The sequence below is a fragment of the Streptomyces sp. NPDC047000 genome, assembly GCF_040644295.1.
In the GTDB taxonomy this organism is placed as follows: domain Bacteria; phylum Actinomycetota; class Actinomycetes; order Streptomycetales; family Streptomycetaceae; genus Streptomyces.
The window spans coordinates 59776-74106 of the sequence record NZ_JBEYWE010000003.1; the positions used below are offsets into that span (position 1 = coordinate 59776).

Below are 14331 nucleotides of genomic sequence, written 5' to 3' on the forward strand. Positions count from 1 at the left end.
CCGGTGGCCCGGCGGCCGGTCTCATCCGCCGGGCCACCGGCGGTCATCGGCCAGCAGAAACGGGGTCCGACTCGGCGGCCTCACTGCGCTGCTGCGCGATTTCGGCACGCTCCTCGCCGGTCAGGCCGGCGAAGATCCCGGCCCGGTACCCCGCCGACAGGCCCGCCTCGTGCTCAAGCACCGCCTCCAGGCAGTCCGTGCGCACTGGGCAGGCGCCGCACAGGAGCCTGGCCTCCGCCCGGCCTTTCCTCGTGAACCAGATCTCCGGCTCACGGGTCCGGCAGACGGCCTCGAGCTCCCAGTCCCGTTTCATCACGGGGCCTCCGTACGGTCGGTCGTGATCAAACGAATCCGGGCTGGTGACGGGCGTCGTGACGGCCGTCATGACGCGATCTCCGGGGCACCGATGTACGTGCCGTGCTCGCGGTAATGGCGGTCCGCGACGCGCAGCGCCTCCCGGCACGCCTCGTCCAGCGGCTCCTTGCGCCGCCGGTGGGCCCGGGCACCTTGATACGTGCCGCACCGCACCCGCGGCCGGACCGTCTTCGCGACGGCCACCTTCAGCGCTTCCTGCCGCGTCCGGATCCGGGCCATGGCCTCGCCCAGCGGCGTGTCATCGGCGGGGAACCACCTGCGGAGCGTCGCGCCGCTGACCCCGACCCGGTTTGCGATCACGGAGTACTCCACGCCGCGCGGGAACAGATAGGCAGCCGCGTAGGCCGCCTCGTGCGAGGTGAGCGTCCAGCCCTTCCGGAGCCCGTTGACCGCCAGCTCGACGGCGACCAGGTCGAGAGAGACGAGGCCCTCCGCGGTGGCCAGCCACACCGTGGGCACGGCGAGCGTCGTGACCGGAATCCAGCCCCGCCGGCGACCGACAGGGACACCGCGGACGGGAGTCGTGGGGCGCTTCATTCGCTCACCGCCGTCACGGTGCTCACCCACGCGAGGGCGGTGTCGTCGAGGTGCTCGCGCGCCCGGGTCACCGCGACGTACGCCAGGCGGGCCTCCTCGCGCGGCAGGATCACGAGGCCGCTCTTCTGGTCGGGCTTCGGTGCCCGGAAGTCCGCGTGGATGCGGACGGCCGGCCACTCACGGCCCTTGCTGCGGTGCGCGGTCGACACCACCAGCTCGGCCTGCCGCTCGGAGCACAGCCCGTCGGCGGCCGCGACGATCCGGTCCGGCCCGTGCTCGTCGATGAGCTTCACCAGGACCTCGAGGGAGCCGTCTTCCTCGGCGGCGTACTGGCGGACGTCGTCCCAGGAGGCGAAGCCGCACAGCTCCGGGTGGTCGGTCGGCTGCCCGCCCTGGAGGGCTTCGGCGGCCCAGGCGAGGCGCTTGATGTCGCTGCCCCCGCCGACCAGCGCGACCTTCCGCCCTGAGGCGAGGCCCTCCATGACGATGCCCATGGCGCCCGCGTTGGAGCGGCAGAGGATCGCGTCCGGGGCATCCAGCGGGCCGACGGTGGACTCGGCGGCCTCCCAGCCGGTAAGGCGGAGCGGTGCGTCGATCAGCCGCAGCCAGATGTTCGCGCGGGCGGCGATGGCTGGCCCGAACCGGAACGACTGCGACAACGTCAGCTCGGGGCAGCCGAGTTCGTTCCTGAACTTGGCCAGGGCGTCGTTGGCGCCGCGCCAGCTGTAGATCTGCTGGGCGGAGTCGCCGACGGCGATGCGCTGCGCGTGCTCCTGGGCGAGCAGGACGGCGGAGAGGACGTCGTTGGTGTCCTGCGCCTCGTCGAGGAGGACGACGTCCGTCGGGATTGTGGGCCGCGTGAGGGCCCACATCTTCAGGTAGTGATCATGGGAGAGGTTGAGGACGCTGTCGTCGCGCTTCAGTTCCTCCCACGCGGCCCGGGCGACGGGAAGCACGAGCTTCTCCAACTCGGCGCGGGTCTGCTTCTTGGTGAGGCCGTCGTAGCGCTGGATGTGGCGCGCGGTGATCTCGTCGTCTGCGCTGTGGCAGTACCGGGTGACCGTGTCCAGCGCCATCCGCATGATGATCTTGGACGTCATGGCCTTCGGGTGGCCGAGGTCCGTGGGGATGGTCGGGGTCGCGCCGATGATGCCGAGGATCGCGCGGACGTCGAGGGCCTGCGCGGCCTGGTGCGCGGTCTGGCGCGGCCGGTTGAGCCGGGCGCCGTACCGCTGGTCAAAGGCGAGGCCGTGGCCCGTCTTCGCCATCACGTTGGACGGGAAGGACCGGCGGGCGTCGGACGCGATGGCCGAGTTGTAGGCGACGTACGTCATCCGGCGCCGCCGGTCGGACCGGGCGATCATCTTCAGCGTGCTCGACTTGCCGCAGCCCGCGCCGGCCTGGAGGACCAAGTCGAGCCCGTCGCCGTACGTGGCGATGGCGTCGGCCTGCTCAAGGGTGGGGTTCACCACTGTGGTGCACCTCCTTTCCGGGGGTGCGGGCCCCGCCGGGAGTCGGCGGCGGGGCCCGCGGTCAGTGGTGAATCAGGCGGGCTGCTTGGCCAGGCCGTCGACCATGGCGGCGAATTCGACGGCCGCGTCCTCGCGCTCGCCGTAGTTCGTCAGGGTGTCGAGCAGGGTCTGGGCCTCGTCCTTGGTCAGCTCGTTGGCGGAGCCGATGTCGCGGCCGATGATCAGCGAGGTGACCCGGAGTCGCTCGGCGCGGCTGTCCTTGTGGCCGAGTCCGACCTTGGTGAAGCAGGCGTGCATCATCCGCATCTGCGGCGCCGTGACGGGCGTCATCCCCTGGTCCTCCCTGGCTTCTGCCGGCGAGGGGCGGACGGCCGGGGCGGATGCCTCAGCGTCGGCCAGCGAGTGCGCCGACGGGCCGGTGTGCTCCTCGTTCCCCGAGCCCGCGGGCGGGGCCGACGGGGTGCCCGTGGCGCCCGTCATGACGGGCTTGACGGCCTGCCCGTACTCGGCGATGACGGGCCCGAGCGTCGCGGGCTCGCCGGTCTTCGGGTGCAGGAGATTGGCGCCGAGGAGGTTCCGCGCCCGGGCCCGGGCGTGCAGCTCCAGCGCACGCTCGTACGTCAGCCCCTCGCCGACCAGCTCGTCCACGATGACCTGGACCGGGTCGACGCCCTGGCCCAACTGCTCCAGGATCGCCTCGGCGAAGTCCTCACCGGGGTGGTGGACGGCGACACCGTCCAGAGCGGAGTACCGGGTCTTGGTGACGGTGCCGACGCCCTCGACCATGTCGATGACCACGTCGACCTCGTACTCGGCGCCCTCCCGCTGGACGGTCTTGACACCGACCTTCTTCACCTTCGAGCCGGTCATCTCGTAGTCGTTCTTCGTCCGCATCGTGACGATGACGTGGCCGGGGAAGCCGAGGAGGGCGTCCAGCATCTCCTGCTCCATCTCGTTCACCGGCGCCCAGGCGGAGAACTTCCCGCCCGAGATCTTCTTGCCCTCCTCCTCGACGCGGGCGAGGAGCCCGCCCCGGCCAGCCCAGAAGTGCGACCAGCTGTCGATGATGAGGACGGCGAGCCGGGCCTCCTCGGCGGCCTTCACCGCGGCGATCAGGTTCTCCGGGGAACAGAACGCCATCGGCAGGTGCGCGAACTCGTGCGCCTCGATGTCCGGGCGGCCCGGGACGGGGGCGTACTTGAGGGCGGAGCCGCGCTCGGTGTCGACGACGCCGATCTGGCCGCCCTTGGCCAGGCCCTCGGCCATACGGAGGGCCGTCTTCGTCTTGCCGGAGCCGCCTGGGCCCTGGAGGGCGATGCGGGCCTTGGCGGCCTCGCGGGTGGCAGGGGCGAAAGTGAACGTCATGTGGTGCTCCGGTCGGTGCGCTGGTTCGGGAAGTCGGGGTGGGAGGCGCGGGCGAGGGCGCGGAAGGCGTTGACGACACGCATCGAGGCGCCGTAGTGCATCCGCTTCTTCCGGAAGGCGCCGTCGGTGTCGGTGTCGGCCCGCCGGAACTTGCCGGACAGCTGCCTCTCGACGGCGTCCGCCAGTTCCTCACCGGTCTCGCGGCGGAGGTCGGCGAGCAACTGCGCGGCCTCGCAGGGGCGCAGGGCCCGACCGGCGGTGAGGGCCTTGAACGCCGCGGTGTACGCGCTCACCGGCCGGCCTCCGCCCGCAGGACCTGCGTGGGGGCGAACGTCCGGGTCAGCCGGTCCGGCCGGGACGGGCCGATGTCGATCCAGCCCTCCAGCCATTCCTCCCTGCGCTGCGAGGTGGACTCCCACGGACGTCCGGCTCCGGGCTGCTGGAACCCGAAGGCCCGCAGCCCGCCCTTCGTCGGGTGAACCCCGATGCCGACGCAGTCGAAGCTGGGTCGGTCCTCCGGGGCCCGGAACGGGAGGTCCCGGGTGTACGTCCGGCCCGGGCGGAAGAAGCCGGGGACCGAAGCGGACTTCGGCTCGATCTCCTCCGCGCCGGCGAGCTCGGCGACGCGGCACCAGGGGCAGCCCCGGGTGTCGTCCGGCGCGCGGAGCCAGGTCGGGTGCTCGGGCTTCCCGCACGCCGCCGACACACGGCCGTCGACGTCGCCCAAGTCCAGCTTCTGGAAGTCGGCCAGCTCGGCGGCGGTCTCCGGCGACTGGAGCAGTTGGGCCGACTCCAAGGCCTCCGCCGCCTGCGTCGCCAGGTCGCACGACGGCTCGTTGAACCACGCGGACTCGATCACACGCTTCGCCAGCATTGCGAGGGACGAGATCATGCGGTCTCACCGCCCTCGGCACCCGTCGTGACGGGCGTGACCTGCGTCGACGGGTCGTCCGTGACGGCCGCCAACGGGCCCACCTGCTGGACGAGGTTCGCCAGCGAGCAGCGCTCCGGCCGGGCCGCCATCGACAGCAGCGGCATCCCGTCCGACGTCCGGATCCCCTTGTAGAACCAGGTCTCGCCTTCGCCGTCCCGCTGAGGCCGGGCCAGGTCGTAGACGATGCCCTCGAACTCGTACGGCTGCCGGGCGATCTCCCGGGCGAGCGCCCGGGCCTGCGGCAGGTGGTACGCCAGCACCGACACCCGGATCCCGTCCCGGTAGCCCTCACCAGCCACCATGTACGGCTGCGACACCTCGCAGTCGTGCGTAATCCCGAACCAGCGGCGCCACTCGCCCCACTGCGACTGGTCGGTGATGTGGAGCGCGACCAGGACCGAGTCACGGTCGGCCTGCGCCCGCTGGAAACCGTGGTGCCCGCCGAGAGCCCGCTCGATGGCGGCCGCCAGCTCGCGGGCACGCTTGCAGGTGGCGTCCCAGGCTCGCGCCTGCGTCTCCAACTCGGTCAGCTCCGGCTGCCCCTGGAACTGGACCGCGTCGTACGACCGCTCCGGGTCGACGAGGACGCCGGCGTCCTCGAGGGCCTGGACGACGTCGACCGCGGGGTCGCTGCCGCCGGACGCCAGCTTCTCGCGGACGATGCTGATGGCGTGCGGGATGTTCCGGTTCACGCGGCGCCTCCCGCCAGCTCGAAGTGGGCGTAGACGTCGATCTCGAAGCCGCCGACCAGGACGTCGAAGCCGATCCGCGCCAAGCCGTCCGCGAGCGGCGTGACGTCGACCTCCTCCACGGGCACGTGCAGCACCTCGCGCCAGGCCTCCACCTCGCCGGGCGCGTCGAGGGCCAGGCTCAGACGCTCCGCGAAGATCCCGGTGCAGGTGACGGAGGGCGCGGGCAACGCCGGGTGGGACTCGGCGAGGCGGGCCGCGAAGGCCAGCGCGGGCGCCATGTGGCCGAAGGCGATGGTCCTCGTCATGCCGCCGCTCCGTCCTCGGTGAGAGTCCGCTGCATGGAGCGCAGGGCCCGGTGAGTGAGGGTCTTGACCGCGCCCTGCGTGGTGTTCAGCCGCGCCGCCGTCTCCGGCAACGACAGCTCGCGGAAGAACCTCAGTCGGATGCACTCACGCTGGTACTCGGTCAGGCCCGCCATCGCGCCCCGGATGCTTTTCACGGTCTCGACGGCCTCGGCGTGCCGCAGGACATCCACGTCGGCGGCGTCGTTGAGCAGCAGCTGATCAGCGTCGAAGAACTCGCCGACGGGCACCTCGCGCTTGGTGCTGGCGGCCTTGTAGTGGTCCACGAGGAGGTTGTGGGCGATGACGGTCAGCCAGGCGGAGAATCCGCCGGAGCCGGGCCGGTCCGCGAAGGCGCTGATCGTGCGCAGGGCGCGCACGAAGGTGTCGCTGGTGAGGTCCTCGGCCACCATTGCGCTCTGGGTACGCCGACAGAGGTAGCGGTACACGGTGGGCCGGTGCTCGTTGTAGAGGGAGGCGAAGGCGTCGCGGTCACCCGCGGCCGCCGCCGCCACCAGGGCGGCCGTGCGGCCTCCCCGCGGGGTGATCTTGGCGTTAGCCTGGGAAGACACAGCCAGATCTCCTTCCTTGCAGTGGGATTTCGGTTGGTGCTGAGGGCCGTTCCGGGTCGCATCCGGGGCGGCTCTCGTGTGTCACGCCTGAGTGCGCTGCCGCAGACCGTCGAGGACGGCGTGCAGGTCGAACCGCCGGGAGCTGCCGACGTAGATCAGTCCGGGCCAGAGCTCGTCACGCTCCTTGGCCTCGGTGATCTGCCTGTCGATCCAGCTCATCGACTTGCGCAGGAACTCGGCGAGCTCGCGCTGGTCCATCAGCCGGTCAGGGAGCGGCTTTCGCCGATCCTTGGTCTTCGATCTACGCGTAGATGTAGATTCCGTAGGCATGCAGATGGGTGCCTCGAACAGCTCGGTGACCTCCCGGCCGATCGCGTGGGCGATCAGGTCGGCGGCTCGGTCGCTGCATTCCTCGCGGGCCGTCTTGCCCTTGCCGACGATGAAGCCGACCAGGGCTTTCGAGAGGCCGGCGCCGTCTGGGTCGATCTCTCTCGTCCGGGCGGCGAGGCGCGGGATGTCCAGCTGGGCCGCCTCCATGGCGGCTCGCAGCGGAGCACCCTTGTCCAGTCGTCGCATGGTGAAACCTCCGGCGCGTGGCCGAATAGGGGTGGCGGGTCGGGTCTGACCTGCTCGATCTACAATCTACGTGTAGATGTGGATTGAGTCAAGCGCCGGTGTGCAGGGGCGTAGTTACGTCACAGAGGGGTGCGCAGGGGTCATGTAGATGCGCCGGTGCAGCGTCAAATACCGGTCATCGGTCCGCGATCTACTTGCGTATGTAGATGGAAATGCCGGATCCTCTGACTGTGATGACCAGCCACCAGACCACACCCGGTGAGCGCCCCGCCGAGGCCCGCGCCCATCAGAGCGAGGACCTGGCGGCGTTGCTCGAGCGCCTCCTCGCGGAGGTCCCGGACAAGACGCAGAAGGATCTCGCTGTAGAGGCCGGCGTCAAATACCCCACCTTGAACGCCTGGCTGAATCGCACGCGCGGTACCTCCCGCATAGAGCTGGAAGTGCTCCGGGCCCTCGCGAAGACCTTCCAGGCCTGGGGCGTGGACACGTCGCCGCGCGAGTTCTTCGAGGCGACCGGCCGCCCAGTCCCGGGGCGCACGGACGAAGAGCGCGAGGCGCGGCTGCTGAAGCTCTATCGCCAGCTTCCGGAGGACCGACAGCGGGACCTGGTGAAGGATGCCGAGGCCATGTTGCGGGTTTCCCGCGTCTCGTGAATTTTGGTAAGGGTTGCCTTACTTTTCACGATCAGCGAAGTTTGCGGTGTTTGCCGGAATTAGGGGGCGCGCGATCTAGTTCACTGCACAACAAAAGCACCACTGGATACGACAAACGATCTCCACACCATGTGCACGGCTGGGTACCATCAGTCACCCGCTGTCCTCCCGTAGCGGCGCTCTGCAACCGCGTTCTTGTGCTGCCTTGGGGGACACCTGTGTGCATTCGCATCGCCGTGGCCGATCACCTCACGAAGACCGCCACTTGGGACCCAGACGAGGTCAGCATCCTCGTATCCAGGGGCACCCACCCTCACGACCTGATCAGAGAACTCCACGCGATCCTCACGATCGACCTCGGCGCACCCGACCTCCCCGGCGCCGGTCTGCTGTGTTTCTGCGGGACTCCCATCACGCTCCCCGACGAGCTGAGAAAGGTCCCCACCGCGAACGGCGCGCACATTCTCTGATCAGGAGCACTACCTGATGGTGCGCAAGAAGACGGCCCCCAGGGCCGCCACCAACAACCCACGCCCCAACCCGTCCATGCGCTGCGGCTGCCCGGTGTGCCTGACCCGCCACCCCGGCAACCGCACACCGACGGACGAGCACACGGGCCCGTGGGAAGCCCGCTACACCGACCCCTCCGGCAAGGATCGCAGCAAGACCAAGCCCACGTACGACGAGGCGGTCGCCTTCCTCGAGGAGACGCGGACCGCGATGCGTCAGCGCACGTGGATCGACCCCGCCCGCGGAGAGATCACCCTCGCCACCTGGTGGCGGCTGTGGTGGCCCACCCAGACCCGGGGCGAGACCCGGATCGACCACTGGACGCAGTCGCAGCTCCGCGACGAGGGCATGTGGCGCAACCACATCGCGCCCACCTTCGCCAGCGTCAAGCTGTTCGAGATGGAGTGGCGCCAGACCCAGCTCTGGGTCAACGCGCTGCACGACGAGAACGGCGGCCCGCTCGCCGCCAGCTCGGTGACGAAGTGCTTCCAGGTCCTGGACCGCATGCTGGAGGACGCGAAGCGCGACCGGCGCATCCCGTTCAACCCGGCCGAGGGCGTCAAGCTGCCCACGATCAAGAAGCAGCACCCGGAGGACCGGCGACCGCCGACGTACGCGCAGCTGTGGCTGATCCGGCAGAAGCTGCCCGACCACTTCCAGGCCCTGCTGATCGTCGCCCAGGAGACCGGCCTCCGCTTCCAGGAGCTCGCCGGACTCCGGTGGTGCAACGTCGACTTCGAAGGCCGGCGGATCCATGTGCGCGAGGTCCTGGTGGAGCCGCGCGGGAAGATCAAGCGCAAGGAGTACCCGAAGAGCGATGCTGGCTTGCGGTCGGTTCCACTCACGGGCCTCGCCGCCCGGGTGCTTCGGGAGCTGTGGGCCGAGGAGCCGGGTGCCAGCCGGGCCGTGTCGGAGCCGAAGGACGGACTCTGCGAAGAGGAGCTCGTGTTCCACGGCCGGAACAAGGTTCGCCGTGGGACGAAGAAGGTCGACGGGGTGGGGGAGGCGTACCGCGCTCCCCTGCGGCGGTCGGCGTTCCGACGGGTGTGGACGGACGCCATCGAGAAGGCCGGCGTCGTGCGGAAGAAGGTCCGCACGGTCACCGTCCAGCAGACCGACGAGGCCACCGGCCGCACCCGGGCGGTGAAGGTCGACCGTACGGACTGGTGGCCCGATTTCCATGACACCCGGCATGCCTTCGCCTCGCGCCTGCACGCGCGCGGTGTCCCGGAGGTCATCACCCAGGAGATCCTCGGCCACGAGCGCGCGGGCGAGGTGACGTGGATCTACACGCACGCAGCCGCGGACTACGCGGGCCAGGTCCTGGCAGCGCTGGAGGAGCGTAAGCCGGGAGCCGCGGCGGGGAAGCCGGGACGTCGGTTGCGCGCGGTGCCGGCGGCGTGAGGTGTCCCGGAACTACCCCGGAATTACCCCGGGAAAGGCGTACGGTGCGTAGGGGTCGGGCGGATATTCAGGCTGTAGAACCTTGTAGATCATCGATTATGCTGCGGCATTCCTGACCAGCAGAGATCATCTATTTAGGCCTGAATCCTGATAAGGATGAGGCCATAGGTTCAAATCCTATTAGCCCCACCAGTGTGGAAGACCCCCGGTCCGGATGGATCGGGGGTCTTCGGCGTTTGCGGGGCGATGGATGGTGCCGTGGTGGTGCGGGGCCCTCGGGGGGAGCAGGTGGGGGAGGGTATGGAAACGCCCGATCGCTGGCGACGGGGGATGCACCAGCGATCGGGCTGTGGCCAACAGTAACAAGGGTGTCCGGCCGGTGGGAGCGAGTGGTCGGGCGGGGGATGGAGTTGTGAGCGGGATCACGTGTATCAGGAGGGGGTGTACGGGCTCGTGGGGGTGGTCGTAGGGGGTGTGCGGGGTCATTCGGCGCACGGGGGGTCGTAGGAGAGGCGTGGGAGGTACTCGTGCCACTTCTCCGGGGTCAGGACGCCCCGGGTGGTGGCGCAGATGCGGGTGGCCGCCGCGGCGGGGTCCAGGTTCCACAGCCGGACGGTGTCGGCGCCGCTGGAGACGCCGAGCAGCCGGCTGGCCGGGCCGAAGGACAGGAAGTTGCCGGTCTTGGCGTTCGGGCTCATGGACCGGCCGATGGGTGAGGTGCGGGACGGTGCGGTGACGTCCCACAGCCGTACGGTGTCGTCGTTGCCGCCGCTGGCGAGGGTGCGGCCGTCCCCGCTGAAGGTCAGGGAGACCACCGCCTCCGTGTGGCCGGTGAGGGTGGCGAGTCGCTTCGGCGCCCCCGGTTCGGCGGCGTTCCACAGCCGTACGGTGCCGTCGTCGCTGCCGCTCGCCAGGGTGGCGCCGTCCGGGCTGTACGCGAGCGCGTTGACCGGGCCCAGGTGGCCCCGCAGCGGGGCGCCGGCGCGGACGGTGTGCCGCGGGTCCGTGACGTTCCACAGCCGTACGGTGGTGTCCGCGCTGCCGCTGGCGAGGGTGCGGCCGTCCGGGCTGAAGACCAGGGTGTTGACGTACCCGCTGTGTCCGGTCAGCGGTTTGCCGAGCGGGCGCAGCCGGGACGGGTCGGTGGCGTCCCACAGCCGGATGGTGCGGTCGTGGTCGGCGGCCGTGGCGAGTGTGTGGCCGTCGGGGCTGATCGCCAGGGCGTCCGGGCCGGCGAAGCGGGTCGGCAGGGTGACCGGCCGCGCCCAGGGGACCGCGTGACGGGGATCCGAGACGTTCCACAGCTGGACGGCGCTGCTGCCGGTGAGCACCGCCAGGGTGCGGCCGTCGGGGGAGAAGACCAGGGACCGCAGGTCGCCCGTGCCGGGCAGGAAGGGTGTGCCCAGGGCGACGGGACGGGAGGGGGTGGTGACGTCCCACAGCCGGACGCGGCCGTCGCGGGCGGCCGTGGCGAGTACCCGGCCGTCCGGGCGGAAGACGCCGATGCGGCCGATCATGTCCGAGGTGGGGATCGACCACAGCCGGACCTTGTTGTCACCGGTCCCGGTGGCCAGGGTGCGGCCGTCGGGGCTGAAGCCGACCGCGTACATCTCCCCGCTGCTCCCCGCGAGGGGTTCGCCGACCTGGGAGGGGTAGGCCGGGTTACCCACGTTCCACAGGCTGGCCGTGCTGTCGGCGCTTCCCGCGGCGAGCATGCTCCCGTCATGGTTGAACGCCACCGACCACACCGGGCCGGTGTGACCGGTGAGGGGCACGCCGAGCGCGGCCGGGTGTCCCGGATCGGTCACGTTCCAGAGGCGGATCGTGTCGTCGGCGCTGCCGGTGGCCAGGGTGCGGCCGTCGGGGCTGAAGACCACCGAGTGCACCGTGCCCGTGTGCCCGGTGAGCGCGCGGCCCATCGGGGCGGGGCGGCGGGGGTCGGTGACGTTCCAGAGGCGGATCGTGTCGTCGTCGCCGCCCGCCGCCAGGGTGCGTCCGTCGGGGCTGAACGCGACCGAGCGGACGGCGGCCCGGTGGCCGCTCAGAACGCCGAGCGGGGCGGGGCGGCCCGGGTCGGCCGTGTTCCACAGCCGTACGACGCCGTTCTGGGTGGCGGCGGCCAGAGTGCGGCCGTCGGGGCTGAACGCGAGGAGGTAGATCGTGCCGTCGTGGCCGTTCAGCGGTGTGCCGAGCAGCCGCGGACGGGCCGGGTCCGACACGTTCCACAGGCGGACGGTGCCGTCGTCGGACGCGCTGGCGAGGGTGCGGCCGTCCGGGCTGAAGACCGCGGTGCTCACCCAGCTCGTGTGGCCGGTGAGCGGCTTGCCCAGGGGCTCGGGGCGGGCCGGGTCGGCCACGTTCCACAGGCGGACGGTGCGGTCGTACGAGGCGGTCGCCAGGAGCCGGCCGTCGGGGCTGAACGAGGTGAGGTAGACGGCGCCGGTGTGGCCGAGGAGGGGGGTGGCGAGGGGCGCGTTCACGATGGAGACCAGGCGGTCGTCGGTGCCCTCGTCGTGCGGGCGCAGGCGGTGCGCGACCAGGTCGAGCTGGGCGGACAGCGACGGGTCCGTGTACTGGACGCGGTCGGCCTCGGCGAGGACCTGCTGGAACACCGCGTCGTCCCGCTGGCGCCACGCCACCACCGCCGTCCCGGCGGCCAGCACCGCCAGGACGACCAGGGCGGCGACCGCGGAACGGCTGATCCAGACCGTACGGCGGCGGAGCCTGAGCGATGCCGCGAGGAACTCCGTCGCGGTGCGGGTGAGGACGGTGTGGTCCGTGGGGGTGGGGATGGGGGCGGGCGCGGAGGGGGCGGCGGGATCGGTGGGGCTGATGTGCTGGGTGGGTTTGGGTGTGGTGGCGGGGTCGGGGGCGGTGGGGTGAGGTGGCGTGGGGTCGGTGGGGCCTGCGGGTCTGCCGTTCTTCGCCCAGGTGTGGGCCTGCTCCAGCCGTGAGCCCCGGTAGAGCAGCGAGCTGTCGCGGCCCGAGTCCTCCCAGGACCGGCCGTCCTCCTCGAGCCGCTGGCGCAGCAGATGGCCCTTGCGGTCCTCGTCGATCCACTCGCGCAGCCGGGGCCAGGCGTGCAGCAGCGCCTCGTGGGTGATCTCCACGGTCTCCGCGTCCAGCGTGACCAGCCGGGCGCGCACCAGCGCCTCCAGCGACTCCTCGGTCTTGCCGGGGTCGGCCGACTCCGCGGCGAGTCTGCGCCGCGTACCCCGTCTCCGGGTGGCCTGGGTGTCCTCGCCCAGCCGTACCAGCCTGAGCAGCAGCAGCCGAGCCGCCGTACGGGCCGCCGGGTCGAGCCGGGACCAGGCCCGTTCGGCGGTCGCCGCCACGGCGCCCTGGATGCCGCCGGCCGCGCGGTACCCGGCCAGTGTCAGGCGGCCCGCCTTGCGTCGCTGCCAGGTGGCGAGCAGGGCGTGGGACAGCAGGGGCAGCATCCCGGCGTCGTGGCCGCCGTGCGACCCGTCCGCGCTCACCTCCCGCAGGATCAGTTCGGCCAGGCCCGGTTCGAGTTCGAGTCCCACGGCCCTGGCCGGGGCGGTCACCGCTTCGCGCAGCTCCGCGCTGGTCAGCGGGCCGAGGACCATATGGCGGTGCTGGAGCGCGTCGGCCAGTTCGGGGTGGCGCAGGCACTGTTCGTAGAAGTCGGCGCGGATACCGAGGACGACGAGGGCCGGGGCCGTGCCGGAGGCCTCGCCGGGAGCGGGGGTGCAGGCGGCGTGCAGCACCCGGACGAAGGCGCGCCGGTCCGCCTCCTCCTGGCAGAGGGTGAACGTCTCCTCGAACTGGTCCACGATGATCACCGGGCGGGGGTTTCCCGGGACGCCGGCGACCGGGGGAGCCGGTCGGCCTGCCCATGCCCTGAGCGCGTCCCGTACGGCGTCCCCGAAGGCCGGGGTGTCGGTGTCCGTGTCCTTGTCCGTGTCGGTGCCGGCGACCGGGAGGAGGGGGGCGAGGTCCGGGACACGGGCGGTCAGTTCGGCGAGGGGATCGGGGCCCGGGACGAGCTGCAGCACCTCGGGTGTCCGGGGGTCCCCGGCGCGGTCCGCACCGGTGCCGGTGCCGGGGACGGCTTCGTCCCCCGCGCCGCTGCCGAGTGCGCCGCCGCGCAGGGCGGACACCAGCCCGGCGTTCAGCAGGGACGACTTGCCCGCGCCCGAGGCCCCGACCAGCATCACCAGCCCGCCGTTCGCCCCGGCCGCGCGGAGCTGGGCGACGAGGGCGGCCGTGCTGCGTTCCCGGCCGAAGAACCAGCGGGCGTCCTCGTGGCGGTACGGGGCGAGGCCTCGGTAGGGGCACACACCGGTGACGGCCGCCGTGTTCGCCTTGCCGTCGTCCTCCGGCTCCGTACCCGCCCCTGTCGGTGCGGCGGGATGCTCGCCGGCCGGGTCCGCCATCGCCCGTTCCCACAGCAGCTGCCACTGGGCCAGGTCGTACAGGCCCGGGGAGACGGGGGTGGGCTGGGCGCGCCGGGCGTCGGGGATCAGGACCTGCAGCACCGCTGCGAGCGCGGTGAACTGTGCCGGTACGTTCCTGGCCCGCCGCCAGTCGCTGATCCGCTGCACGGACACGCGTACGGGGCGTCCCCGCTCGTCGAACCGCTGGAGCCGGACGACTGCCTCGGACACCCGCTTGAGCGGCGGATTCCCCGCCTCCCGGTACAGCAGCGCGAGACGTTCTGCCAGGGCCGTGCGTGCCCCTGAGCCGGAACTCAAGGCATCCACTCCTCACTGTTCCCGCCGCTGGCGTCCGGTCCGGAAAACTCACCTTATAGGGCTGACCTGCGGCGAAGCCGTCGTCCACAGTCCGGAATCTCCTCTTCTGGGATCCGGAATGGCAGGATCTCGATGCAGTAGCCGTGCCGTCACGCCCCGTTCACACAGGCCAGCCTCACCCT

14 protein-coding genes are annotated in these 14331 nt (G+C 71.4%); 3 read left to right on the top strand and 11 right to left on the bottom strand.

Features of this window, described 5'->3' with window-relative positions:
* Positions 1–43: 43 nt before the first annotated feature.
* The 10 genes from ABZ862_RS06670 to ABZ862_RS06715 form a co-directional block, all read right to left on the bottom strand.
* Positions 44–385: a WhiB family transcriptional regulator gene (locus ABZ862_RS06670; RefSeq protein WP_360953376.1), complete on the bottom strand. Its 342-nt coding sequence runs from the start codon at positions 383–385 to the stop codon at positions 44–46.
* Positions 382–834, bottom strand: coding sequence for a hypothetical protein (locus tag ABZ862_RS06675; protein WP_360953379.1), 453 nt, complete (start codon positions 832–834; stop codon positions 382–384). Before ABZ862_RS06675 ends, ABZ862_RS06670 begins: the two co-directional genes overlap by 4 nt.
* A 74-nt stretch (positions 835–908) precedes the next feature.
* Positions 909–2381 (bottom strand): UvrD-helicase domain-containing protein, encoded by a 1473-nt coding sequence (locus ABZ862_RS06680; RefSeq protein ID WP_360953382.1) that lies wholly within the window; start codon positions 2379–2381, stop codon positions 909–911.
* A gap of 75 nt (positions 2382–2456) precedes the next feature.
* Complete coding sequence (locus ABZ862_RS06685; RefSeq protein ID WP_360953385.1) at positions 2457–3749, bottom strand: AAA family ATPase; 1293 nt, start codon at positions 3747–3749, stop codon at positions 2457–2459.
* On the bottom strand, positions 3746–4042 hold the full coding sequence (locus ABZ862_RS06690) for a hypothetical protein (RefSeq protein WP_360953388.1): 297 nt from the start codon (positions 4040–4042) through the stop codon (positions 3746–3748). The genes ABZ862_RS06685 and ABZ862_RS06690 overlap by 4 nt, the downstream gene beginning before the upstream one ends.
* On the bottom strand, positions 4039–4623 hold the full coding sequence (locus ABZ862_RS06695; RefSeq protein WP_360953391.1) for a hypothetical protein: 585 nt from the start codon (positions 4621–4623) through the stop codon (positions 4039–4041). The genes ABZ862_RS06690 and ABZ862_RS06695 overlap by 4 nt, the downstream gene beginning before the upstream one ends.
* A 14-nt stretch (positions 4624–4637) precedes the next feature.
* A complete protein-coding gene (locus tag ABZ862_RS06700) occupies positions 4638–5375 on the bottom strand; it encodes a BN159_2729 family protein (protein ID WP_360953394.1) in 738 nt (245 codons plus the stop codon).
* Entirely contained in the window at positions 5372–5680 is a 309-nt protein-coding gene (locus ABZ862_RS06705; RefSeq protein WP_360953397.1) for a hypothetical protein, read from the bottom strand. Before ABZ862_RS06705 ends, ABZ862_RS06700 begins: the two co-directional genes overlap by 4 nt.
* Positions 5677–6288, bottom strand: coding sequence for an RNA polymerase sigma factor (locus ABZ862_RS06710; RefSeq protein WP_360953400.1), 612 nt, complete (start codon positions 6286–6288; stop codon positions 5677–5679). Before ABZ862_RS06710 ends, ABZ862_RS06705 begins: the two co-directional genes overlap by 4 nt.
* A gap of 81 nt (positions 6289–6369) precedes the next feature.
* Positions 6370–6864 (bottom strand): hypothetical protein, encoded by a 495-nt coding sequence (locus tag ABZ862_RS06715; protein WP_360953403.1) that lies wholly within the window; start codon positions 6862–6864, stop codon positions 6370–6372.
* A gap of 233 nt (positions 6865–7097) precedes the next feature.
* Between ABZ862_RS06715 and ABZ862_RS06720 the strand changes: the two genes are divergently transcribed.
* The 3 genes from ABZ862_RS06720 (at position 7098) to ABZ862_RS06730 (ending at position 9431) form a co-directional block, all read left to right on the top strand.
* Complete coding sequence (locus ABZ862_RS06720) at positions 7098–7517, top strand: helix-turn-helix transcriptional regulator (RefSeq protein ID WP_360953406.1); 420 nt, start codon at positions 7098–7100, stop codon at positions 7515–7517.
* Between the two features lie 236 nt (positions 7518–7753).
* Positions 7754–7987: a hypothetical protein gene (locus ABZ862_RS06725; RefSeq protein WP_360953409.1), complete on the top strand. Its 234-nt coding sequence runs from the start codon at positions 7754–7756 to the stop codon at positions 7985–7987.
* Positions 7988–8003: 16 nt separating this feature from the next.
* On the top strand, positions 8004–9431 hold the full coding sequence (locus tag ABZ862_RS06730) for a site-specific integrase (RefSeq protein ID WP_360953412.1): 1428 nt from the start codon (positions 8004–8006) through the stop codon (positions 9429–9431).
* 482 nt (positions 9432–9913) lie between these two features.
* Here ABZ862_RS06730 and ABZ862_RS06735 read toward each other — a convergent pair whose 3' ends face one another.
* Complete coding sequence (locus ABZ862_RS06735; RefSeq protein ID WP_360953414.1) at positions 9914–14158, bottom strand: hypothetical protein; 4245 nt, start codon at positions 14156–14158, stop codon at positions 9914–9916.
* Positions 14159–14331 lie beyond the last annotated feature (173 nt).